The organism is Leptospira chreensis (genome assembly GCF_016919165.1).
Lineage (GTDB): Bacteria > Spirochaetota > Leptospiria > Leptospirales > Leptospiraceae > Leptospira_A > Leptospira_A chreensis.
The window spans coordinates 75333-100438 of sequence record NZ_JAFFPS010000057.1 but is presented as its reverse complement, the minus strand read 5'-3'; the positions used below and the strand labels follow the sequence as shown (position 1 = coordinate 100438).

18 protein-coding genes and 2 pseudogenes are annotated in these 25106 nt (G+C 40.3%); 6 read left to right on the top strand and 14 right to left on the bottom strand.

The annotated features are described in order from the left end of the window. Nucleotides 1-32 precede the first annotated feature (32 nt). Nucleotides 33-353, top strand: a complete 321-nt coding sequence (locus JWG41_RS20995) for a type III-B CRISPR module-associated protein Cmr3 (protein ID WP_232374046.1) — start codon at nt 33-35, stop codon at nt 351-353. Between the two features lies 1 nt (nt 354). Beyond that, nucleotides 355-2463: a SpoIIE family protein phosphatase gene (locus tag JWG41_RS21245; RefSeq protein ID WP_332461303.1), complete on the top strand. Its 2109-nt coding sequence runs from the start codon at nt 355-357 to the stop codon at nt 2461-2463. A 46-nt stretch (nt 2464-2509) separates the two neighbouring features. Here JWG41_RS21245 and JWG41_RS15470 read toward each other — a convergent pair whose 3' ends face one another. The 10 genes and pseudogenes from JWG41_RS15470 to JWG41_RS15425 all read right to left on the bottom strand — a co-directional run bounded on the left by JWG41_RS15470 (nt 2510) and on the right by JWG41_RS15425 (nt 11546). After that, the gene (locus JWG41_RS15470) at nt 2510-3769 is read right to left on the bottom strand and encodes a replication-associated recombination protein A (RefSeq protein WP_205270823.1); all 1260 of its coding nucleotides are present in this window, start codon (nt 3767-3769) and stop codon (nt 2510-2512) included. A 1-nt stretch (nt 3770) separates the two neighbouring features. Further along, nucleotides 3771-3992 carry a hypothetical protein gene (locus tag JWG41_RS15465; RefSeq protein ID WP_205270822.1) on the bottom strand — a complete coding sequence of 74 codons (222 nt, stop codon included), beginning with the start codon at nt 3990-3992 and terminating at the stop codon, nt 3771-3773. Next, a complete protein-coding gene (locus JWG41_RS15460) occupies nt 3993-4577 on the bottom strand; it encodes a YqaA family protein (RefSeq protein ID WP_205270821.1) in 585 nt (194 codons plus the stop codon). It abuts the gene before it with no gap. 53 nt (nt 4578-4630) lie between these two features. Further along, nucleotides 4631-5197, bottom strand: a complete 567-nt coding sequence (pth, locus tag JWG41_RS15455; RefSeq protein WP_205270820.1) for an aminoacyl-tRNA hydrolase — start codon at nt 5195-5197, stop codon at nt 4631-4633. Then, nucleotides 5194-6729: a (R)-citramalate synthase CimA gene (gene cimA / locus JWG41_RS15450; protein WP_205270819.1), complete on the bottom strand. Its 1536-nt coding sequence runs from the start codon at nt 6727-6729 to the stop codon at nt 5194-5196. Before cimA ends, pth begins: the two co-directional genes overlap by 4 nt. After that, a complete protein-coding gene (locus JWG41_RS15445) occupies nt 6726-7001 on the bottom strand; it encodes a Smr/MutS family protein (protein WP_205270818.1) in 276 nt (91 codons plus the stop codon). Before JWG41_RS15445 ends, cimA begins: the two co-directional genes overlap by 4 nt. Before the next feature lie 21 nt (nt 7002-7022). Next, nucleotides 7023-7439 (bottom strand): response regulator, encoded by a 417-nt coding sequence (locus JWG41_RS15440; protein WP_135632817.1) that lies wholly within the window; start codon nt 7437-7439, stop codon nt 7023-7025. Further along, a pseudogene (locus JWG41_RS15435) lies at nt 7436-10168 on the bottom strand (sensor histidine kinase). The gene JWG41_RS15440 and the pseudogene JWG41_RS15435 overlap by 4 nt, the downstream one beginning before the upstream one ends. Nucleotides 10169-10188: 20 nt before the next feature. After that, entirely contained in the window at nt 10189-11265 is a 1077-nt protein-coding gene (gene mutY / locus JWG41_RS15430) for an A/G-specific adenine glycosylase (protein WP_205270817.1), read from the bottom strand. Beyond that, nucleotides 11262-11546: a hypothetical protein gene (locus tag JWG41_RS15425; RefSeq protein ID WP_205270816.1), complete on the bottom strand. Its 285-nt coding sequence runs from the start codon at nt 11544-11546 to the stop codon at nt 11262-11264. The genes mutY and JWG41_RS15425 overlap by 4 nt, the downstream gene beginning before the upstream one ends. A gap of 138 nt (nt 11547-11684) precedes the next feature. On the opposite strand from JWG41_RS15425, the gene ispG reads away from it, so the two are divergent. From ispG to JWG41_RS15410, 3 genes are read left to right on the top strand one after another with little or no spacing between them, the layout of a single operon-like run. Continuing rightward, entirely contained in the window at nt 11685-13757 is a 2073-nt protein-coding gene (gene ispG, locus JWG41_RS15420; RefSeq protein ID WP_205270815.1) for a (E)-4-hydroxy-3-methylbut-2-enyl-diphosphate synthase, read from the top strand. Between the two features lie 42 nt (nt 13758-13799). Next, nucleotides 13800-15485: a DUF2339 domain-containing protein gene (locus JWG41_RS15415; protein ID WP_205270814.1), complete on the top strand. Its 1686-nt coding sequence runs from the start codon at nt 13800-13802 to the stop codon at nt 15483-15485. Next, complete coding sequence (locus JWG41_RS15410) at nt 15482-16723, top strand: hypothetical protein (RefSeq protein WP_205270813.1); 1242 nt, start codon at nt 15482-15484, stop codon at nt 16721-16723. The genes JWG41_RS15415 and JWG41_RS15410 overlap by 4 nt, the downstream gene beginning before the upstream one ends. A 101-nt stretch (nt 16724-16824) precedes the next feature. Here JWG41_RS15410 and JWG41_RS15405 read toward each other — a convergent pair whose 3' ends face one another. Beyond that, nucleotides 16825-17913, bottom strand: coding sequence for an alkane 1-monooxygenase (locus JWG41_RS15405; protein ID WP_205270812.1), 1089 nt, complete (start codon nt 17911-17913; stop codon nt 16825-16827). Nucleotides 17914-17925: 12 nt separating this feature from the next. After that, nucleotides 17926-18429, bottom strand: a complete 504-nt coding sequence (locus tag JWG41_RS15400) for a TetR/AcrR family transcriptional regulator (RefSeq protein WP_205270811.1) — start codon at nt 18427-18429, stop codon at nt 17926-17928. A gap of 641 nt (nt 18430-19070) precedes the next feature. On the opposite strand from JWG41_RS15400, the gene JWG41_RS15395 reads away from it, so the two are divergent. Then, entirely contained in the window at nt 19071-19520 is a 450-nt protein-coding gene (locus JWG41_RS15395) for a DUF1499 domain-containing protein (RefSeq protein WP_205270810.1), read from the top strand. Nucleotides 19521-19559: 39 nt separating this feature from the next. On the opposite strand, the pseudogene carB reads toward JWG41_RS15395, so the two are convergent. Both carB and JWG41_RS15385 read right to left on the bottom strand, forming a co-directional pair. Next, nucleotides 19560-22853, bottom strand: a pseudogene (gene carB / locus JWG41_RS15390) (carbamoyl-phosphate synthase large subunit); the annotation flags it as partial. A gap of 40 nt (nt 22854-22893) precedes the next feature. Continuing rightward, nucleotides 22894-25044, bottom strand: a complete 2151-nt coding sequence (locus JWG41_RS15385) for a sulfatase family protein (RefSeq protein ID WP_232374045.1) — start codon at nt 25042-25044, stop codon at nt 22894-22896. Nucleotides 25045-25106: the final 62 nt, after the last annotated feature.

Genomic DNA, 25106 nt, shown 5'->3' with positions numbered 1-25106 from the left:
TCATCCGTAATAACGAAATCATCCTTGTCAGGATGCTCTCTGATTCCTTTGCTAAAAAGAAAGGAGTGAAACAGACTATGTTTACAGAAACGAGACCCAGTTACAACCCCTACGAAATTTCCAGAGAATCACATGAGATTTTGGAATCATTCTCCTCTTTGGTTCTTTCTCCCCCTTCTGGAGATTTTTTCCAAACCCGAGTGTTACGGCTCGCCCATGTTTTCCACCTATCAGCTGTTTGGATCGCAGAATGGAAAAAAGATACGTCCCAGTTCCAAACCTTAGCCTTGGTACATTTAGGGGATCTTTCGGCCACACAAAACCTACAATGGGAAAATTGCCCCTTGTTCTGAGGTGATCGAAACAAAAACTTACTACCACACCACAGACCTGGAAGAAGGTTATCCCGGATTTCAATCGGTGTTACCCATCAAAGGAAATCATTATTTAGGATATCCATTGAAATCCAGATCAGGAGAAGTCATCGGGGTTGTGGCGATTCTCAATCGCAAACATATCCCTCATCTGGACCGATTGATTCGAATTTTGGAATTACTCTCTGTACGAACTGCCCAGGAATTAGAAAGACGAAAATCAGATACATACATTTCCCATGCTATTGAATCTGTTTACGCACTGAGTTACGCTTTAAAAGAAATTCATAGACTCACAACTTCTCATTTTGATTCCATTGAAGATTTATTTTCCGGTTATCTCAAAACTGGATTGCAGTTGTTCCATTTTCCCGTGGGAATCATTAGCCAAATCAACCAAGATAAATATAAAATCGTACAGATAGAAGGTGACTCCAAAGAACTCAAAGCGGGAGAGACACTACGAATTGTTGATACGTTTTTTTCGAAAGCCAACCAAACAAAAAAAACAGAAGTGTATGAAGATATTTTTTCTTCAGAAGACAACCTACAAAAGACGGCGTTGTTTAAGGAATATGGATTTGTAAAGTCCATCGAGGTTCCCATTTTGATTGATGGGAAAGTGGAAGGATCTATTGGATTTTTTTCTGAAGAAATTGGAGGAATGCCTATCGAAAATCATTTTATCGAAGTGATTGAGGTGATGAGTAGGAGTATAGCCCATGAAATTGAAAAAAGAGAAGCAGCTGAAGAAATCAAAAGGATCAAACTCCACCAAGACGGGGATTATTATTTAACTTCCCTACTCGTAAAACCTTTAAGGGGAACGACCATTGAAAGTTCCAATGTTAAAATTGAATTTTTAACCAAACAGAAAAAGGAATTTTCCTTCCAAGGGAAACATGGAGAAATTGGAGGCGACCTTTGTGTAGCTCATACTGTCATCTTACGCGGAAAAAAACATACTGTATTTATCAACGCCGATGCCATGGGAAAATCTCTTCAGGGTGCCCCAGGAGCCCTTGTCCTCGGAGCTGTATTTCGATCCATCATCGAAAGAACAAAAAACAGAGAGGAATACCAAACCAAATATCCTGAACAGTGGTTACGCGAAGTATTCGATGAATTAAACAAAACTTTCGAAAGTTTTGATTATACTATGCTTGTTTCGTTAATTCTTGGTTTGGTGGAAGATGAGTCTGGATTATTATACTTTGTCAATGCAGAACATCCTCAATTAGTTTTATATAGAGATGGAATCGCAAGTTTTATCAAAACAAAATACAGTTACCTCAAAATCGGTGCCACCCTTCCTCAGGATCGGTTTGCCATCAATACCTTCCAATTACAAAAAGGGGACATTCTACTTGGTGGATCGGATGGAAAAGATGATATCTTGGTTCATGGTGCCTGCAGTGGAGACCATTTCCTAAATACAGATGAAACATTATTTTTAGAACATGTGAGAAGAAAAGAAGGAGAACTTTCAGGAATTGTTCGGTCCATCCAACAAACTGGTGACCTTACAGATGACTTATCCCTTTTCCGATTGGAATTCACTCCAGAATCAGAGCGGGAACCATTCACAAACGGTGAAGGATTAGAACATATTTCCCAGTTCAAACAAGAGATTCGAAAAGGGAATTTGAATGCGGCCCAAATTCTTTTGGAAAGTGCTTATGAACTAAACCATCGTAATTTGGAAGTATTACAAAGTTTGGTGAAGTTTCGAATTGCTAATCATGAATATGAACAAGCTGTCAAATACGGAGAAGAGTATTTGTCTTTAAAAGCAGATAGTAATCATATCCTCTTATCTTTATCATTTGCGTATCAAAAATTAGGAAAGATCAATAAGGCAATTGAATATTCGGAAAGACTCATCCTTCGGGAACCACAACACCTAAAGAACACAACCCATTTGGCAGTTCTCTATGGCAAAAAAGGAGACTTTGAAAAGGCTAAGGAATTTTTAAACTTTGCTATCGAATCCACAAATGATAAAACCCAATTAGAGAAATTGGAAAAATATATGACTCGAATTGAACATGTCTATGCCAAACAAAAGAAAAAAGTTTTACTGGAATGAGTTCAGAAACGAAGAAACGAGTTTAATAAAAGTATACAAAAGAATTTTATTTTGAATCGCCCCAAAGTTTTCGCAACTGGTCTTTTAAGTTTTTTTCCATTCCTTGGTTTGTGGGTTCATAGAACTGAGGTGGCGCGGGATAAAAGGAATCAGGAAAGTATTTTTCCCGAACAAAATGATCTGGATAGTCATGGGGATAATTATAATCTTTGCCAGCCCCTTCTTTCTTATGAGTGGCTGTGGGTGCATTTCGTAAATGGTTTGGGATTTGGAATTCTCTTTTTCTTTCCCGAACGAGTTGTAATGCTTTATCAATCGCCAAATAACTAGCATTAGACTTCGGAGCCGAAGCAAGGAAAGTAGTGCATTGTCCCAAAGGAATCCTTCCTTCTGGCATGCCTACTCGCTCTACTGCCTGCCAAGTAGCAATCGCAAGGGGAAGGGCATGGACACTGGCATTTCCCACATCTTCACTGGCAAAAATCACAAGTCGTCTGGCGATAAAAAGTGGATCTTCTCCCCCTTCAATCATCAAAGCTAAATAAAATAAAGCAGCATCCGGATCACTCCCGCGAAGGGATTTAATAAAAGCAGAGATGATATCATAATGGCTTTCACTATTCTTATCATAAAAGATAACATTCTCCCCTAAAATCTCAGCCAACTTAGTTTCTGTGATCTGATCTGTTTCTTCTGTGGCATTAAGAATTCGTTCCAAATACCCGAGGAGTTTTCTAGCATCTCCTGAACTTCTGCGGAAGAGTTCTTTCTTTAAATCCTCAGGAAAAGTTCGTTTGTGGTTTAGTTTGGCCAGACAAGATTCAAAGATAAAATTTTCATCTGCTTCAGAAAGAGAAGTGAGCCTGTAAACAAGCATTCGCGAAAGGAGGGCTTTATTCACACGAAAACTAGGGTTTTCTGTGGTCGCAGCGATTAAAATGATCTCCCCTTCTTCTACAGCAGAGAGAAGTGCATCTTGTTGTGAAGAAGAAAACCTATGGATCTCATCTAAAAACAAAACAATGGTTCCTCGGCGTTTGGCTTCATCCAAAACTTCTCGCACTTCTTTTAGACCACTCGTCACACAACTCAAATAACGTTTTTCCAAACTCCAAGTTTGTGTGAGAAGATGGGCCAAAGTGGTTTTCCCTGATCCCGGGGGACCGTAAAACAGAATGGAGGTGGGTTTCGGAATGGATTTGAGAGATTGGACTACTTGGTTTTGGCCCACAAACTCAGACCAATTTTTCGGTCGCACCGCATGGGCTAAGGGAACTTGTTTGTTTTGGGAAAAGAGGGAATCCACCTTAAGTTTTTTCCAGTTCTTTTTTTACGGCCATATAACAATTATATATGGTTTCATTACAAACATCACAACCAGAATTACAACAAATGAGTGACCGCTCCGACACCTTTCCATCTACCAAATTTTTAACAAAGGCAGCCGTTCTGTCCGGTAAAAAGAAAAACCTGACCTTCTCTAAGATCACTTCATCCACAGACCTTGGAAACAAACGTTCTTCTGACATCTATCCCCCCGTGATCCATCCCAGATACATGGCGTAAAAATAAACAGTGACTCGCACAAAACGAAATAGGGAACCAAGTAAAAACAAAGAATAACGCATCTTAAATGTTCCCACCGTATAAGCCATCCAAGAATACGGGATGGGTGTGAGAGCACTTAAAACCACGGCTCCAAATCCATATTTACGAAGGTAAGGAAGGAGTTTGTCTTCGTAATGCAAAACCATCTGTCTTCCCAAATGGAATTTCGGAATGAGATACAATCCAATAAAATAAGCGAGAGACCCACCGATGATACTTCCAATGGACATAGAAAGAATGGTGAATAACGGGTCCATTTCTCCAGTGATGGCAAGCATCAAGAAAGCATCGGGCGGAACAAAGGCAGGAAGGCTATCTGAAAAGATCATTCCAACAAAAAGCCCCCAATATCCAAAAATGCGAACAAAGTGTTCGCTAAATCCAAGAAGTTCTTTGCGAAAGAAAAAGGCCAATCCGAAAACAATCACAAGCACAAGAACAATAGAAAGGATGGTTTGGAAGATGAGGTTGCGAAGGTTGATGGAAGTTTCTTTTTCTTTTGTCATAAAAATCTGATTTTAACTTTCGTTAGGTTTGCCTACTGAGGAAATGATAACCTTTAAGCTCCATTTTCTTTTCGAATGAGAATTCGGTTGGTTCGGATCCAATCTTCTACTTTGGTAATGGATTCTTTGATGAGCGTATCCAAACTGTTTCGTTCTTCGGAATTAAAATTTTGCAAAACAAAATCTGCCACTTCCATCCCACCCTTTTCTGGTTTCCCTACACCAAACCGCAATCGGTGAAAGTCTTGAGAACCCAGTTTTGCGACTATATCCTTTAGTCCGTTGTGGCCCGCCGTTCCGCCGCCAATTTTATTTTTTATCTTACCAAAAGGTAGATCCACTTCATCTTGGATCACAAGAATTTGTGAGGGAGGGATTTTATATAAATTGGCAAGGGTTTGTGTGGCTTTCCCAGAAAGATTCATAAATTCCATGGGTTTGAGAAGGTGAATTTTGTCCCCTTCCCCTGTATATGTGGTATCTAAATATTTTTTTGAATCTTTAAACGAAACACTGAAACTTGCAGCCAGTGCATCAAGAATCATAAAACCAATGTTATGGCGTGTGTTTTTGTATTTATCCCCTGGATTTCCAAGGCCAACAATGAGAAAATGAATCATACGTTTCCGAGTAAAATATGTAACAATCGTTCCGTGGCTTTAACGGCAGCCACTTGTTGGTCAGAGTCGATTCCTATCGTGCGGATGGGATGGGTATCTCCCTCCCCTTTCCAAGTAATCACAGTTTCGACAAGGGCATTGGTATTGCCACCGGGAGGAATCCTCACTTCATAGTCATAAAGTTTGGGAATTTGAATATTCAATTCTTTTAAAATTTTACCAAGGGCATTCATAAAGGCATCGTATCCACCATCACCAAATCCACTGGCTTCAAAATACTTTCCTTGGTAATTGACCTTTACTTCGGCTTTGGGTTTCACACCAATTCCACTGGTCACAGTGCAGGTTTCGATCCGGAAACTGGCTTCCAAATTTTCCCCAGTAATGTCAGAGATGATATAAGGTAAATCTTCTTTGGTGACGGTCTTATTTTGATCCCCCAGTTCAATCACTCGTTCCAAAACTTTTTTTTCAATTTCGGGTGAAAGAACCATTCCCAACTGCTTTAAGTTCTCTGTGATACTGGCCTTACCAGCTAACTTCCCTAATGCGTATACTCGGGATCGCCCAAACCTTTCTGGCAAAATGGGATTGGCATATAAATTTCCTTTTTTGTCACCATCAGCATGAACCCCTGCTGTTTGTGTGAAAACATCTTCCCCCACAATTGGACGATTGTCTGAAATTCGTTTGCCGGAAAAAACTTCCACAAGCCTTGAGGCATTGGTGATTTCTCTTTCGACAACGGAAGTTCGATATTTTGTTTTGTCATGCAAAGCCGTGACCACAGCTTCTAAGGGTGAGTTTCCGGCCCTTTCCCCCAGTCCATTCACAGCCACATGAAGGCCACGAACCCCAGCCTCTACGGCTTCCAAACAATTGGCAACGGCCAAATCATAATCATTATGGCCATGAAACTCAAACCAAAGTTTGGGGAATTCTTTTACTAAGTCAGTGATAGCAGTTCGCACTTCTCGGGGTGACAATACACCGAGTGTATCAGCTAAATAAAATCGGCTGACAGGAAATTTGGAGACAACACTCAAATATTCTAAAACATAATCGCGGGAATGAGTGTATCCATTGGACCAATCTTCTAAATAAACATTCACTGTAATTCCTGCGGCCGCAGCGTATTCTACAGTTTTTTGGATGTCAGAGAAATGTTCTGTTGGAGTTTTTCGTAGTTGGTTTGTTAGATGATTGAGTGACCCTTTTGTCAAAAGGTTAAGGACTCGAACTCCCGTTCCCTTCATCCATTCTACGGTTTTATCATAATCAACAAATCCTAAAATTTCAATCCGGTTCTGAAGCCCTTCCGACTTGGCCCAATCTACAATTTTTTTTACAGCTTCAAATTCACCGGGAGATACACGAGCACTGGCGATTTCCACTCGATCGGTTTTTAAGTCTTTTAATAGATGTTTGGTGATATTGAGTTTTTGCTGCCAAGAAAAAGACACACCATTGGTTTGTTCCCCGTCTCGCAAAGTGACGTCCAGGATTTCTATAGAATGGTTTAATTCAGTCATGATTTCAATCGTTTGATGTATTCTTTGGACGGAGCGAGAATTTCCACAATCGTTGCGCCCGGGTTGGACCGAAACATCGGATCGGTCTCCACTAATTTCAGAAAATCGCAAGTCGCTACGTAGTCAATCGCCATTCGCCGAAGGATTCCTTCGCCAATTCCATGTAAGATCTCTACATAGGATTCCCCGTCCATAAAAGCATCATGGAGTTCCCGCTCGAGTTTGATACGAGCTTCTTCAAATCGGAGTTTGCGGATGTAGATGGTACGCACCTTAAGTCCAGAAAATGGGACTTAGGTCAAATTGCAACAGAAACGAACGGCATCTAGTAGTTCTCTGGTATTCCAAGGTTTGGAAAAAATAGCGTAGGTTTTTGCCTCTTCTTTGACACGGTTGATGGCATCGCGATCAGCATGACCCGAGATGAGGATGGACTTAATTTGTGGGTATTTTTGGTGAACCTGGATGAGAAACTCATCGCCCCGCATTCCCGGCATGAGCCAATCCGACAGGATGAGAATGACTTCCACTCCCGAACTACAAAGATCATCGATGACTTCCATTGCTTCTTCGGGATTTTGGGCAGTTTCGTACGTGTAACTCCCACCAATCTCGCGTTTTAGTTCTTGTACGAGGGAAAGAAGAAGAATAGGCTCGTCATCCACACATAGGATTGCGTTTTTCTCATGTTGTAGCTGCGTAATATTCAATCTCTTTCCCCTTCTTGTGCTTTTGGCAAATAAACTCTAAATTCCGTACCCATATCATCTGACGAAAATTCTATGGTACCCTTCATTTTTTCTACGATTTGTTTACAAATGTCAAGCCCAAGCCCAATGCCTTCGCCATGTTTTTTTGTAGTGAAAAAAGGTAAGAAGATCTTATCGTGAATTTCAGGGGCAATCCCTTTTCCTGTATCATGGATAGCAGTGATCACAAAATTTGTATTGGAAGTCACAGAGATTTTTATTTTTCACTTATAGTGAATTGCTTGTAAGGCTTTGTTTATGATTTTGATGCTAACTTGATTGAGTTTATCTCTTTCCGCCAAACAATAATCAGCTGTTGTATAAAACTTGGTAATTTCCACATCGTTTTTAATTTTTGTTTGGTATAAGGTAAGAATAGAATCGAGTTCTGTAGGGATATGAACATTTTGAAAATTTGTTTCTGTTTCCGAACGATCAGTGTATAAATAATGTTTGAGTGCATTCACAACATGAGAGGCTTTTTCTGTAGCTGTTTGTACAATATAAACCAAACGATACAAACTCCCCAAAATAAGTACGTTTTGTAATATAATTCCAGACTTTGGTTTTTTCAAAATTTTTAAAAGTGGATCTTCTAATTGTAAAATACCAAGAGAAGTCAAATCTTCAATGATCTCTTCTGGATTTTCGATTTGATGGGAATTTAAAATTCCCAATCGTTCTTTTTTTTCCGCACGACTGAGTAAACCGGAATTACGAGAACCAAAAGATACACCCATCTGTAATAGGTGACGAAAGTCTTCTCTTTCCGAAAGATTCAAAGATTCTAAAAAATCAGGCAGATTGATGATATCATTTTTTATGATTTCTGACATAGCCCGCACACTGGATGTAATCGCACCCAGGGGAGTATTCAATTCATGTGTGATCCCAGCAGCAAATTGACCGAGAGCAGCCAATTTTTCGCTCATAAGAAGTTGGGTTTGTGTTTTATGTAAATCGATTAGGATTTTTTCTTTTGTCTCAATCATCTCGACAAGACTACGATTGCTTTCGATGAGAGCTTCCGTCCTTTGCCCAATTTTTTCTTCTAAATTAGAATTGGTTTCCATCACCAAACGTTGGCTTTCTTCCACACGTTTGAAACTTTGTTTGAGCTCCGAAGACATAAAACGTAAGGCTTCTGACAGGTCTTTGAGTTCGGCAATCATACTCTCACCCACCGGAATGTCCCAATCACCGCGAGCGAGTGATTTCGATGCTTTGGCAAAAGAGAGGACAGGTCTTGTCACAAACTCTGCAACCACAATGGCCAGGACCAAACTGAGAAGAATCGCCCAAGCAAAAACCATAGCCGATTCACTATTTCCGGAAATCACGCCACTCAAATAAAAAGAATATGGAAACAAAGTAATGAGGTATGTTTTTTCTTTTAAGTTAGGATGGGTATAGATGGTGACCATCGCATTCCAGTTCTCGCGAGAGAGTGGTTTTCTTGTGACAATGGCAAAACTAAATCTTTTTTCTGAAGTATTAATTTCGTTACCGAGTTTCTTTAGTTCCACTCTGACTGTTTCGAGTAATCTTGTTTTACCAACCTCAGAAGATAAAGAGGCCAATGGATTCAAATGTTCATCCAGTAAAAATACACGACCATGAGTATTAACTTTGGAAACATCCAGAACTTCAATGAGTCCAGGCGTATCATAACTTTTTTTAGAAGAGATGGCTATCTCAGATAAATACCGATCCAAACTCAGGTTGATATTTTTGGACCATTGTCTATGTAAAACTTCCACCATCTGGTAGGCAGACCCTTCTGCATTTTTTAATGTTACGTAAGCGGTGACACCCACCAAAAATAAAACCAAACAGACGAAAGGTGTCACTATGAAAAGTTGTAACGAAATACCTGTCCGTATTTCTAAGTCGGGTTGTAAGGTTTCGAATTCGTCTGGTCCCGACTTCCAAATGGTGATTGGTTCTGAAAGGGTGACTTCTTTGACTTGGTCTGGAACCTCAGCCCAAAAAAATCCCAACCTTCTTACCAGCGGGAAAACAAACACCATGGCGAAAGGAGCTAAAATCCAAGTGATTCCCGTTGTGAATAGTAGGGCCGAACTAATTGTATGGTAAGAGATTTCGGCACCAAATTGTTCCGAACACAAATACCCCCACAAAAAAGGTTCGAGGATCAAAAACAAAATTACAAATAAAAGATAATACACCCATATGCGAAACTTACGAAAGTCAGGTGACTTACCTATCATTTGGTAGGACAACCAAAACAAACTGGGATTGATAAAGTAACCGGGTAACCAGTCCCAGAGAAATTCGGGAGGGACTCCTTCAATCAAATCGGAAAGTCCGTAAGCAAAGGGCACAGCAAGGAGAGCCGGGTATCCAAAAAAATTCAAACAAAGAAAAACAGAGAGGTCTTTGAGACTTTCAAGGGTTTGTGCTCCCGGGATGAGGACAATGGAACTCCCCAAATACCCAGTCAGAAAGATGGAAACAAAGGTGATGAGAAACCAGTAGAAACTAGTTAAGTTCCAATTCCAAACCTCACGAGAAATGCGAAATGTTTTTCCGTTTCGAAAGGTAAATCCAGTGAATGCAAATATCGAAATGATAGATCCGAGTAAAAAAGAGAACCGGCCCCAAACCTCCAAAATGGGTAATGGGATGTTGGAAACAAGATGTTCGATCCAAACAATGATCTCGGCCATAGCCCGTGAATCGTAGCGAACTAGGGTTCTAAGTAAAGCAAAATCTTTTTTACCTTAGAAGCGAGGGACGAGGGGAATTCCGTATCCAAAGTGGAAAGAGTGACCCACTTACTTTCTACACCAAATTTCTTTGTCAGGCCTTCTATCCGGTCCTTTTCTTTCAATCGAGAACGGAGAACAGAAAAAACCATCTTATGATGGGTGATGGTATGTTTGAATTGGCCGATTGGTTTGGAATCTGGATCCGACAATGTTTCTCTTAAGGACAAAAAGAACGGTGTGGGTTCGTAAGCATCCCCGGGAATTTCTCCGGTAAATCCATAAGGCAAATGGAACATCTCCTTTAAAAAACGCATTTTTGGTTCCCGAACGAGGAGGATGGACTCCTTGTAAAAAAGAACCCATATCTCTGCGATCAGTTGGATCTGTTTTTTGTCCTTTTCTCGAAGAGGGATCTCACTTGTCTTTTGGTGGATCCTCGCAAAACAAGAATCAGTCAAGGGGCATAACAGGCATTTCGGAGATTCCGGCAAACAAAGGGTGGCCCCTAGTTCCATCATGGCTTGGTTATGATCCCCGGGATGGTCTGTATTTAAAAATCCATCGGCTTTCTTTTGTAAGTCGCTGTCTGCTTTGGAACCAAGAATGTTTTCCGTATAACCATAATAACGAGAGAGAACTCGTTTGACGTTCCCATCCAAAACAGCCAAAGGTAAGTCATAGGCTATGGACAGGATGGCACGTGCAGTATAGTTTCCAATTCCCGGAAGTTGCAAAACCGAATTTAGATCTTTGGGAAAGGATCCATTATAATTTTGTACAATAAAAATGGCGGCTTTTCTGATATTGCGAGCCCGACTGTAATACCCAAGTCCTTTCCAATGGGCAAGGACCTCATCTTCTGAGGCAGAGGCTAAGGCTTCGGGCGTGGGAAATCGTTTGATAAAGGATTCATACAAAGGCAACATCGCATTAACGCGCGTTTGCTGAAGCATCACTTCAGAAATCCAAATTGGATATGCTTGTTTTTTCTTTCGAAACGGGAGGTCCCTTTTATGAATTTGGTACCAATCGTGTAGTTTTTTTTGCGGGATCAAGTTTCCGAATCTTGTATGCTGTATCTGAGGTAGGTATTACAACTCCCCTCTTCTGTGTAGCGGACGAGATCGTAGTCCAAACGTGTGGAACGGAAGAATTTGGAATGAGCCAACCTTTCGCGAATTTCTTGGCGGATATGGTCACGAGCTTCCTGGCGTTTGTCGTAATAGGCTGGGGAAAGGATTTCACTTTTATAAGACAAACTCCCCTCTCGGTAGATTGCCACTGTGACCTGCACCCGGTATTTTCGCTGTAATCCTTGTTTTACTTCAGTATTCATCGTTTAAGAACTCAGGTATTCTTCCTAAATAGATTTTCGGTCTGGGAGAGAGGGAAATTGAAACCAACGGATTTTTTTCATACTGCTTGCCCAAAAATTCGAATTTAATTTCCTAGATAATGAGAACATAAGATTCAAATGAGCACCAAATATAACGAATCGCCATTTTTCTACAAAAGACGTCCTACCCGAGAAGTGATGGTGGGAGGTGTGGGAATTGGAGGAAAAAATCCAATTCGTATCCAATCCATGATTACATCTAACACAAGAGATACGGATGCAAGTATACAACAAATTGCTGACTTAGAAAGAGCTGGTTCCGAAATTGTTCGCCTAACAGTTCCCAGTCAAGCCGATGCAGATAATTTGCCAGAGATTCGAAAAAGAATGAAAGAACTTGGTCTCAAAGTCCCTCTAGTGGCAGACATTCATTTCACTCCGCAAGTGGCACTAAAATGCGTAGAATGGGTGGAGAAGGTGCGAATCAATCCAGGCAATTTTGCAGACAAAAAGAAATTTGAAATCATAGAATATACAGACAAAGATTATAACGAAGAATTAGAAAGAATCGAAGAAGTTTTCACACCCCTTGTTTTACGTTCTAAAGAACTAGGTGTTGCTATGCGGATAGGAACCAATCACGGAAGCCTTTCTGATCGGATCATGAACCGGTTTGGGGACACTCCCCTCGGTATGGTGGAATCTGCATTGGAATTCATCCGCATTGCCGAAAGAAATTCTTACAAAGATATTGTAGTTTCCATGAAGGCTTCTAACCCACAAGTGATGATCCAAGCCTATCGTATGTTAGTTTCCCGGTTTTATGATTTGGGAATGGACTATCCTTTACATTTAGGTGTCACTGAGGCCGGGGACGGAAAAGACGGAAGGATTAAATCTGCGATTGGAATTGGAAGTTTACTCGAAGACGGACTTGGGGACACCATCCGTGTGTCTCTCACAGAAGATGCAATTTATGAAATCCCCGTTGCCAAAGAACTCGTTCGTAAATACAACGAAAGTTTTCTAAAAGAAATCCATACACAATCGACAACACAAACTTCGAACGCCGAGGATCAGCTTTCCCTTTCAAAAGACGCATCATCAAAAAACAAGGAAACTATCTATACCGAGTTTCGTGATCCTTTCCAATACTCGAGATTCTATTCCAAAGAATTAAATCTAGGGGATACAAAACTCGGAGACAGCTCCCCCGTTCGTATCGAAATTAGTTTTCCTTTTTTTGGATCCGAATCCGCAGAAGAAGTTTTAAACCTTATCCAAAGAGAAACCAAGTCGGGCCGCATTCCCGAACTCCTCCATTTCAAAATTGATTCCGAGTTGGATTTGATTTCTCTCGGAACCATGGCGAGGCGAGGATCTTTTCCTTTGCCAGTTTCCGTGGAACTTTCCAAAGAGTTAACCTATCAATATGATAGTTTGGCAGAAGACCTCTACCGCATCCAAAAATGGGTCATTAGCCCTGATATTTTTTTTAAGGAATCAGAAGAATCCTGGGATGATCTTTTGGATTTTGTCACACGTTTTGCCAAAGACAAACGAACTGTGGAATGGAGTATCGACGCCAAAGACATCCACCTAACAGAAAAAATCGTTAGGGAATCCCAAAAACGAAAGATAGAAAACCTTATCTTTTCTGTTAAAAATGGGGATTTACTGACTGTTCGAAAACTAGCTTTTCATTTACGGGAATCAGACTATCCCATCGCCCTTGTCACCCACACAGGTGACAAAGAATCACTGCTTTACGAATCTTCCATCCAAGTGGGTGGAAGTCTCCTGGACGGAATCGGAGATCTGGTTCGTTTATCATACGGGGACGGGGAACCCGAAGAATCGCTCATTCTCAGTTTCGATATTTTGCAAGCCACAAGACTTCGCCTAACAAAGACAGAGTATATATCTTGTCCCTCTTGTGGTCGCACCATGTTTGATTTACAGTCCACAACTGCCATGATCAAAAAAAGAACGGGGCATCTGAAAGGTGTGAAAATTGCGGTGATGGGTTGTATAGTCAACGGCCCGGGGGAGATGGCAGATGCCGATTTTGGGTATGTAGGTGCCGGAATTGGTAAGGTTCATCTCTACAAAGGGAAAGAAATTGTAAAAAAAGGTGTCTCGGAAGGAGAAGCCGCTGACCAACTCATTGACCTCATTCGTGAAAATGGAATGTGGAGCGATCCCGAATAAAAAGTAGTTCCCCTCCTTCCACGGATGTGAACCATTTCCACCGTGGAAGAAAAAGAAACGAAAGAAATCCTGACAAGGATTCAGTCTATGGAGAGAGAACTTTCTTTATTAAAAGAAAGAGTTCTCTCTCTCACAAGTCCCCAAACTCCGAAACAGTCCACCCCGCCTGTTTCCAAACCGGTTGCCGTAGAATACCACCAAACAGAAGTTCCATTAAACGATGGACCCAACTGGTTCGTCCAATGGATCGGCGAAAATCTGTTTGTAAAGCTCGGAGTGCTCTCACTTCTACTTGCATCCATTTGGTTTTTCTATTTAGCCATTGAAGAGTATTGGATCAATGAATCAGTCCGTATTTGGATCGGCCTTGTTTTAGCCATTCCCATCCTTATCTATGGATATAGGGTTCGAAAATCAAGACCCTATCTTTCCCCAAGCTTTATGGGACTCGGGATTGCCGTCCTCTTCTCTGCTTATTACTCTGGGTATTTGTGGTATGATTTGTACTCTACAGAAACCTGTTTTGTGGGTCTACTCATCCTCAGTTTGACAGCGGTGGCCATTGCCCATGCACAAAAAAGTGAAGTGTTATTTGGATTTGCCTCTCTAGGTGCTTTTCTTGTCCCACTCCTTCTTTCCACAGGTCAAAACTCCTACCCATTTTTATTCACATATTTACTCTTATGGAATGTTCTATTCTTTTGGGTGAGAAAGGATACGGGTTGGAAAGTCATCCCCCTTCTCCTCCTTGCGGCAAACCACCTTATCTTTGTTGGTTGGGCCAATGATAACTTGGTAGATGCCAAACCTTTTTTTCCGATCAGTTTCCAATTGGGTGTTTTTGTTTTATTTTTACTAAGAGAGTTTAAAACATTAGAAACTACAAAATCCAAGGAACCGATTCTAACACTCATTACCATTGGTTCTACCTTAGCACTCGGATTCATCCAATCCTTTTGGGCTTTCTCGGTATTCTATCCAATCGCCAAACCATTTTTACTCACTCTCCTACTCATTCTATTTTATGGATTGTATGAACGCTCCCTCAGACGAACAGAGCTTAGTTTAGAGAAGAAAAAACTCTATGATCTGATTGGACTTTTTGGCCTCCCTTTCATTGTCAGTTTGATTGTGATCGGAACCTCTGGAAAACTTTTGGCTTTTAGCCTGATCAGTTTTGCATTTCTTGTCACGGTGGCCTCAACCTATTCCAAACAACTTTATATGTACTGGGCGGCCTTTCCTGTTTGGTTTTTTGCTCTGTTCTATATCTTTGCCTTCACCTATCGTTCTCAAAACGAAATCCCATTCCTGAATGGAAGGTTTTTGGTTTTTGCTACAGGATCTGTGTATTTGCTACTTTCTTATCTCTATAGTAGAAAGTTTTCTGAGTTCTCTAAGGTCTTCTTGTATGCAGCCTATCCGTATTGGTTACTCGGAACCTTTGTAGAAATCTATCTCGGCTTCCCCGAAGAGAAACAGTTATTCCTCTACACACTCAGTTTGATTCTTTATGGACTCGTGGCTTTATCCATCGGATTTGGAAAAAAGATTCAATCTCTACGTTATGTAGGGTTCGGATCTTTGGCCCTTGTCATCATCAAATTCTATCTTTATGATTTTTGGAATTTGAGTTTAGGATACCGAATTTTAGCAGGTTTATTCTTAGGTGTGACTCTTATCGTCACGGGAAAATTCTACAATCATTTCAAAAAGGAAACAAAATGAAGACCAAACTTATACTACCCATTCTATTTTTTATTTCAATCACAACCCAAGTGACAAGCAGACCCCTTGCTGTTCAGAACTTTAAATATAAAAAAGATCTGAAGATCTCAGGGAATCTTTCTCCTAACGGTGTTGTAAAACTTATGTTAGATGAAGATTTCTACAAACATTCTTTTTATGGAGACTTGAGGCTCGCTTACAATGGGGAGATTGTTCCTTACCATATTCAAAATGCCGAGGAAATTTCGAAAAATACAGAAAAGGTAAAACCAGAACTTCTTTTTTCGAAAAAAGACGATTTAGAAATCTATGTATTGGAACTTCCGAAACTACCGGAAGGAATGAACTATACTAAACTTTCTGTATCCAGCGCCTATGACTATGAAACATCCATCACTTTAAAGTTAGGTGACAACCCTGATAATTTCATAGATTCAAAGACTGTTTTTCTCTATAAATATGGAAGCCAATCTTCTGGGGAAATTGACCTAGGTGGGACCAAACACCGTTTTCTTCGATTGGAAGCAGAGCCTGGTTCTGATTTAAAATTCCCAACAGCCCTTCGCGCCAAACAAAACAAAAATCTATATTATGAAAAATCGCATTCTGTACCAAATCCCATCCTTGCAGAAAACGATTGCCAGTTTTTGTTTCCCAACGAACCACAAGCAGCTTTTCAAATTCTGAAATTACAATTTGAAGAAGGGAATTGGGAACGAAGGATCACTGTTCGCGGTAAAATTGACAAAAAGGAATGGGATACTGTATTTGAAGGGACTGTGAGTCATAACAAAGCGGAAGGTCCATACACAGAAATTCCTCTTTCGCGCACGATTAGCTCTGAATTCGAAATTCGAATTTATGATGGAGAAAATGAAACACTGCACCTAACAAACGTAGTTTCTGTGCAACCACTCGAAGAAATCTATTTTTTTGCCAACGGGGACGGGAACAAAGACGGATACTCTCTCTACTATGGGAACCCTTACCAATGGCCAGCGAGTTTTGATTCCTACTCCTACCCGTCTAGTGATGAAATCAAAAGCGATGATATAAAATCAGGAACCCTCCTTGCGGAATCAGAAAACCCTGATTTTAGTTTCAGTATCCTATACCCACCTATCTCCGGTTATTTGGCATCTGGATTCTTTTATTTGGGTGTTGCCGCATTGTTATTTCTGTTATTTTCGATTCTAAAAACAAAACGTTCTGTGCTCGCAGAATCAGAATCTAAATAACATCAAGTCCAAATCTCACGGAGACAACTTTCTCCGTGAGAGAAAACTGAGATTCTATAAACCTCTCCTGAAAGAAGCGATTCCCTCTCCGATCCAATTGACTATGACTGCACGAGACTCTTCTTTTCCCAAGATTCCAAAATGGGATTCATCATGGAAAACCAGAGTGGAGGAAAAAGAGCAATGAGGATCATGACTTCATAACCAAAGGGCAATTGGGGAGCTTCTTCGAAATGGCGAAGGGTTTGGTAACGCCTTCCCGCATTGGCATGGTGGTCCGAGTGCCTTTGTAATTGGAACAAAAGCGCATTGGATACAAAGTAATTTTGATTCCAAGAATGGATTGGTAATACTTTTTCAAACCGACCATTAGAAACTTCGTTTCGCTTCAAACCATAATGTTCAATGTAATTTGTTAACTCCAAAAGTGAAAATGCAACGAATGATTGTAAAAGTAAAAATCCAAGTACATCCCAACGAATTCCTTTACTACTTAAGAATGATCCAAAGAAAACAAGACTCGTTAGGAAAAGAAGGGTGATGATCGAATACCAGATCATTTCATTTCTATAGTGTAAAATTCCCAGTCCTAATTTAGACAAACGCCTTTTCTCCAATTCCCAAGCAGATTTGTAGGCTCCAAAAACAGTCTGTGGATAAAACCTATAGAATGATTGGTTCTTTTTGGAAGACGCGGGATCATTCGGAGTGGAAACATGAGTATGATGGCCGCGATTGTGTTCTATATAAAAATGCATATAACACACTGTCATATAAATCATTTTGGATAGGAACTGTTCATACCGAGTATTTTTATGCCCCAGTTCATGACCCACAGTGATCCCGATCCCACCTGTAACAATTCCCACTGCAACGGCAAATAAAACAAACTCAAAGGTTGTATGCGGGTATGAAACAATTCGATAGACCGACCAAATGACAAATATTAGCTGAACGTAAGCCCAGGTTTGTGTCAGATAACGAAAATAGGAATCGTTTTGAAGATTCTGAAAACTTGTTTCGGTTGGATTGGATTTATCCCTTCCTAATATCAAATCCAACACTGGTAAAAGGATAAAAACTATTATGGGAACAATCAAATAAGATACTCCCCCCATCCCTTCAGCAATCACTGCTAAAATTGGCAAAACATAACAAAGTAAAAAACTAAGTCGTTTGGTGAGAGTCATAATCCTTTCTCCTTATTCTGTGTTTTGAAACAATACCTTCAAGTTCTCCAATCCAGCAAAAAGTTCAGGCCAACCCGTTTCTTTCGTTGCTTTATTTTTCAAAAACAGAGCGCCGAGAAAAAAAGATAAAAAAGCCCTGCCACTCGTTGCATTGGTATCCGCAGGAAAAAATCGATCCAAAGCTGTCCGATATAAATCAAATGAATCCTCGACTAACTTTACCAACTCATCTGATTCACTTAACTGCCGCTTCACATCCACCGCAAGTAACATCAAGTTCATAAAATGCGACTCACGTGAGGCGACAAAATTCATAATGTCCGAAAGAGCCGAATGACTTTCCGATAGTTCGGTAATCTCTTTTGCATCGATGGCAACGAGCTGTTTTACCATAGATTCAAATAGAATCTCTTTCGTTGGAAAGTAATGGTAAAGAGTTCCCGTAGAAACCCCGAGTGCACTAGATAACTCACGCATCGAAACCGAAGACACCCCTTTGGAAACGAAGATAGGCATACACTTCGTCAAAAGCTCTATCCGGTAGAGATCGTGATCGACTATTTTAGGCATAAGGCGTTGCCCTTTTTTATATCGAACGTTTGTTTTATATAATTACTGAGACCACGGTTTGTCCATCTTTTTTTCTTAGTTACCATAGTTTTCCATACTTCCCACTTTATTTCCATCTAACATTAGACTTTTCCCTAGTTAAAAATGCAAACCCGATCTGTTTCGCGAGGGAATAGGCACAAGTACGAGCGCATCCAAGGAAAATTCAAGCGAGAAAACGGGATCAAGAAAACGAGGGGAAGGAGAGAATCTAGGTTATTTTGGGTAGGAAATGGCGGGTAAGGAAGTTTCGATCCTGAGGGAGGGATTTTGGGAAGTCAATTTCTAAAGAAAGTCAGTTTCTAAAGAAAGTCAGTTTCTAAGGTAGGTCAGTTTCTAAGAAAAGTCTGTTTCCAAGGTAGGTCAGTTTCTAAGAAAAGTCTGTTTCCAAGGAAGGTCAGTTGCCTTGGTGTGTGACTTTCGTAAGAAAACCAGCTCCAAAAGTGCGCGACTGGAAAAAGTAACTGACTTACCTTTTCCAGTGAGACGAATTTTTATCCAATAGGAAAAAAGAACCGTCCAATACAAGGAATCTCACAGAGGCATCAATGAACTTAAAAACCATCCCCTTTTTCCTTTTCCTATCCCTTTCTTTTTTCCTTGGCTGTACAGGGACAAGACCCGATTTCCTGGGAATCAAATCCGAAAGATTGGCTGATTGTCCCACAACTCCAAACTGTGTTAGTAGCTTTGCGGAACCGACAGATAAGGAACATTACCGGGGAGCAGTCCCTTATAAAAAAAATCTAAAGGAAGCTTTTGCTATTTTAAAACTGAAATTAGAACAAAGTCCGAGAACCAAAATCATACAAGAAAATCCAAACTACATTTACACCGAGTTTACTTCTAGACTCATGCGATATGTTGATGATGTGGAATTCTATTTCGATGAGAAAAATAAACTCCTTCACTTCCGGTCCGCATCAAGGTTGGGGAAATCAGATTTAGGTGTGAACCGGAGTCGAATTGAGTCGATACTAAAGGATCTAGAAATCTAACAGAGTCGTTAAACTTTCTAAATCCTTGTTTTCAATTTAGTTCTTTTTGTGATTCGCGTGGATTTCCTGAAGGGAATTCACGGAGAATCCTTTATCTTTCATTTCCACCAAACCATGAATCAACGCCTTAGCCGCTTGAGCAGTCGTCAAACAAGGAACCTTATACTTAATCGCAGCTTGACGGATCGTAAAAGCATTCTCACGAGTGACTCTTGATAAGGGAGTGTTGATAATCAAATGGATCTTCTTTTCTTTGATATAGTCGATTACATTCGGAAAGTATCCATCGTAAATTTTGTTAATTTTACTAGAGAGAATTCCATTATCAGAAAGAAATTTATGGGTTCCTTCTGTTGCAATGATATTATACCCTAAGTTGGACAAAGAACGCACTGGCTCAAGTAACTCTTTCTTCGTTTTATCATTGATAGTCACAAATACGGTTCCATGTTTAGGTGGTTCTTCTCCAGCCATGATCTGTGCTTTCACAAAGGCTTCCCCTTTTGTAACAGCAACACCCATAACTTCACCAGTGGACCTCATTTCTGGACCAAGGATTGTATCCACGCCAGGAAATTTACTAAACGGCAACACGGCTTCCTTAACCGTAATCATCGGTGCAGAAAAACGTTTTCCTAGTTTGAAAGAAGCCAATGGTTCACCTAACATCAATCGCACGGCAATTTTTACGATTGGAATCCCGATTGATTTTGCAACAAAAGGAACGGTTCTTGACGCGCGAGGATTTACTTCCAAGACATACAGTGTTTCTTCTTTAATGGCATATTGTACGTTGATCAAACCCTTAACATCTAACTCTAAAGCCAAACGGTAAGTTGCTTCTTCAATTTCTTGCAACATACGTTGTGAGATATTTTGTGGTGGCAACACACAAGCAGAGTCACCGGAGTGGATTCCCGCTTCTTCAATATGTTCCATAATTCCAGCAATGAACACATCCTTTCCATCGCATAGTGCATCCACATCCACTTCAACAGCATCTTGCAAAAAGGAATCTACGAGAAGTGGTCTATCTTCCGATACCTCTTCTGCTTCTTCCATGTATTTATCTAGTTCCGATTCTTCGTTAACAATGAGCATCGCCCTTCCGCCTAATACATAGGAAGGTCGAACAAGCACTGGATAGCCGATTTTTCTTGCGATCTCTCTTGCCTTATCCTTAGAAGCTGCGATTCCGTTATCAGGTGACTTCAAACTTAGTTTCTCTAAAACCTCAGCAAAACGTTTCCGATCTTCTGCCCGATCAATGGAATCAGGACTTGTTCCCAGAATCGGAACACCACGTTTTTCAAGTGACTTTGCCAATTTTAGTGGAGTTTGACCACCTAACTGAACAATGACTCCATCTGGTTTTTCTTTTTTGAAAATCGCCATGACATCTTCGAGACTTAATGGTTCAAAGTATAACCTGTCCGAAGTATCATAATCCGTGGATACTGTTTCTGGATTGGAGTTTACCATAATGGATTCCACTCCTGCTTCTTGTAAGGAAAAGGAAGTATGGCAACAACAATAGTCGAACTCAATCCCTTGACCGATACGATTCGGCCCACCACCAAGAATCATTACTTTCTTTTTAGAAGTTACATCCGATTCATCTTCCTCATCATAAGAGGAATACATATAAGGGGTGAAGGCTTCAAACTCACCCGCGCAAGTATCAATTCGTTTATAAACCGGACGGACATTTTTATCTTCTAAGTATTTTTCAATGGATTCCTCTTCCTCTCTGAGGGTTTTTTCCACTTTTGCTTTGTAATTTCAATGGCTGCACCACTGCGAACTTGAGCGAGGATTTGTTCTTCTTTTGTTAGAAAGGCGAGTTGTCGGTTGGAAAATCCGGCCTTTTTCATTTCTTCAATGATGGCCTTTCCCTCTTTTCGAAACTTGTTTTCAAGTTGAAATAACTCTTCGAATTGATAGAGAAACCAAGGATCAATTTTACAAATATCAAAAATCTCTTCTACACTCATCCCAAAATCAAAGGCCATCTTTACGTAAAAAATGCGTTTGTCTGTGGGCCGTTTTACTTTCGCGGTAAGCCAAGTTTTTCTTTCTTCTTTGGGAACAGCTTCCCATTCTAAAAGTTCTTTCAAATATCCATCGCTTCCAAAACCGAATCTATCGGTTTCCAAAGAACGGAGAGCTTTTTGAAAACTTTCTTTGAAGTTACGACCAATAGCCATTGCTTCTCCGACCGCTTTCATCTGAACACCTAAGGTATTATCAGAACCTGGAAATTTTTCAAAAGCAAATCTTGGAATCTTTGTAACGACGTAATCGATGGATGGTTCAAAACTTGCTGGTGTCACTCGGGTGATATCGTTTCGAATCTCATCCAAGGTATAACCGATAGATAATAGAGCTGCAATTTTTGCTATGGGAAAGCCGGTTGCTTTTGATGCCAAGGCAGAAGATCTAGAAACACGAGGATTCATTTCAATCACAATGACATCACCATTTTCTGGATTCACTGCGAATTGAATATTGGAACCACCAGTTTCTACTCCGATTTCTCGAATGATATCAATCGACATATCACGGAGTCTTTGGTATTCTTTATCACTTAAAGTTTGTTGTGGTGCAACAGTGATGGAATCCCCTGTATGAACACCCATTGGATCTAAATTTTCAATAGAACAAATGATGACCACGTTATCGGCGAGGTCTCGCATCACTTCCAATTCAAATTCTTTCCAACCCATCACGGATTCTTCGACTAATACCTGTGATATGGGAGATGCAGAAAGACCTTGTTGGGCAATTTCTTCGAATTCAGATTCTTCATAACAAGTTCCACCTCCAGTTCCCCCCAGGGTAAATGCCGGTCTAATAATGATAGGAAATCCAATTTCATCTTTTGCTTTTCTTGCAGCTTCCATGTCGGAAACCATAAACGATTTGGCGACACGGATTCCGAGTTTTTCCATCGCTTGTTTGAAAAGTTCTCTGTCTTCCGCTTTGCGAATGGCATCAACCTTTGCACCAATGAGTTCTACATTGTATTTCTCCAAAACACCTTCTCGATGAAGTGCTAAGGCTAAGTTGAGGGCCGTTTGCCCACCTACCGTTGGTAAGATGGCATCAGGTTTTTCTTTTTTAATAATCTTTTCTAAGACAGGGACTGTGAGTGGTTCGATATAAGTGGCATCGGCAAGATCGGGATCCGTCATGATCGTTGCTGGATTTGAATTTACGAGGATGACTCGTATTCCTTTTTCTCGGAGGGCTTTGGTCGCCTGAGTCCCCGAGTAGTCAAATTCACATGCCTGCCCGATGACGATAGGTCCGGATCCGATGATCAAAATTGATTTTAAGTCGTTACGTTGCGGCATAGTTTCCTCTTTTTTCCTTATTTAGTTTCATTGATTTCTGATAAAGAACTTGGTATTAAATACTCTCCAGCGAGAGTCGCATCTTCCCATTGGATCACCGTTTGATACAACAAGTCTTTCATTTTTGCTGCAGCGGGGTGATGGGGATAAAGATTCTTTCTATTTAAAGGATCTTTTTTTCGATCATACAATTCAAAAACCACACCTTGACGCGTGGGGATATAAATTAGTTTATAATTAGAATTTTGAACCGACCTATGTTTTGAGAAAGCAATGGTTTCTCTATAGATGGGATCTGTGATCATAATTTGGTAGTCCTCTTCCGGAACTACTTGGTGGAGAGATAAAATATTCGGATAGGGAATTCTTTGTTTTTGGAAGAAGTGGTCACCTGTATCAGAAAACCAAATTCCTGTTTCTGCATAGACAGATCTCTCCCCTTCCCAATTTGTTTTTCCAAGGACTTGTAATAATGACTGCCCAGGAAACTTTGATTTAGTGGTGATTCCAAAATATTCCATTAGAGTGGGATAGATGTCTACACTGGATGTGATTCCAAAAAATTCATGATCCGCTTTTGTTTCATTTCTCGATTTAGGAAATTTAATGAACAAAGGAACATGAGTTACGGCTTCTCCACGAAGGTGTTCTCCATGCCCTTGCCCATGAACATCTTCATACAATGCTTCCCCATGGTCGGCCGTGAGAATGATGATAGCCTCATCATAAATGCCTCGGGATTTCAATTCAGAAATGATATTCCCCAATTCTGCATCAAAAGCAGAAACCGCACTATCAAACAATCCCCGTATTTGTTTGGTTTCCTCTGCATTTGGAACCGTGGAATTTGTAGGATCCACAAACTTTAAATACTTATACTTACCATAGTAGTTAGGATCAGTAAAAGTTTTATAATGAGGATATGCGGGTGTGTAAGGGAAATGAATGACACTCGAAAAATAAGTCACCGAATAAGGAGAATCTCCTTCTCGTTTGACAATGGAACGGAACCGGTCCAAAATACGAGTCCCATCTCCCCAAGTAGAAAGTCCATCCATCTCCTCCAAATACATTTTGCCAGAAAACCAAGATCCAGTCAGAAAGGGCAAAAGGAAAAGTTGGGATTCAGCCGTTCGCTGAACCGTCATAATACGGGCGTTAAAATTCGGTGCGAGCACTTCATCGAAACCAAAGTTAGCACGGGGAAAGATATCTGCGGCAAAACTTCCCACGGCATAACTTCGGTAACCTAGTCCCTTTAACATTTGTTGGATGGTAGGAAAAGAAGCCGAACCAATCCTTTGTTTTTCTTCTAGGGATGGGAACATATCCCGAACCTTATGGCTCATCGAATACTGTCCGGTTAATAAATCGGCCCAACTTGGAAAAGTGCGAGGAATGGTTGTATGGTGATCATGGAACACATAACTATCAGCTGCAAACAAATCAATGTTTGGTGTGATGCTTTTACCATCGATTTGTAATCCTACTTTATCATATCTTAATGAATCTGCTGATAAAATAAAAACAGGAGGTTTGCCTTTTTCTTTAGAATGTGTCAGAGCATCAATTTGATTCCAGACACTAGGCACTAGATAAAGAAGGACTAAAAGGATGAGGATGAGTCCGTAAGACTTAATATGAATTCTTTGGTATTCTTTACCTTGCCAAAATAAAATCGCAAAATAGAAAATCCCCACCATATAGTGACCGGATGTATGGACAAGTCCTAGAACCAGCACATGCACAAGGGCCAAAAAACTTTCTTTATTTTTATGAAGATAAATTTGTCGAAAAAGGACAGAGAGGAATCCAAAAAGGAGAGTTCCCAAAACCAAACTAAAGTAACCAGGGTTTGTATGATCGGTTAAAAAATAAAGGAAGTGAGCCAAGGAAGGATAACGAAAGAAAAAGAACTCACCATAAATCTGAGGGAAACTGACCATCGAATGGCAAAGAGCCAAACATTCAATGAGTAGAACCCAAACGGATAACCCATACCAAGGAACCTCTCTTCTACCGAGGAAATGATAGGTTAAGTAAACAAGAGAAAAGAGAGTGAGGTGTAAAAAGAGGGAAACAGAAAAAACTTTGAATGTGGTGGAGAGATAAACTCCAAAAAAAGCACCTAAGTATTGTTTAAGGAAGTCACCGACATCGACTCCCATGATGGTAAAACTTGTATTAAAGATTAAAAAAAATAGATAAAAAAAAAACCGTAAACCAAAGA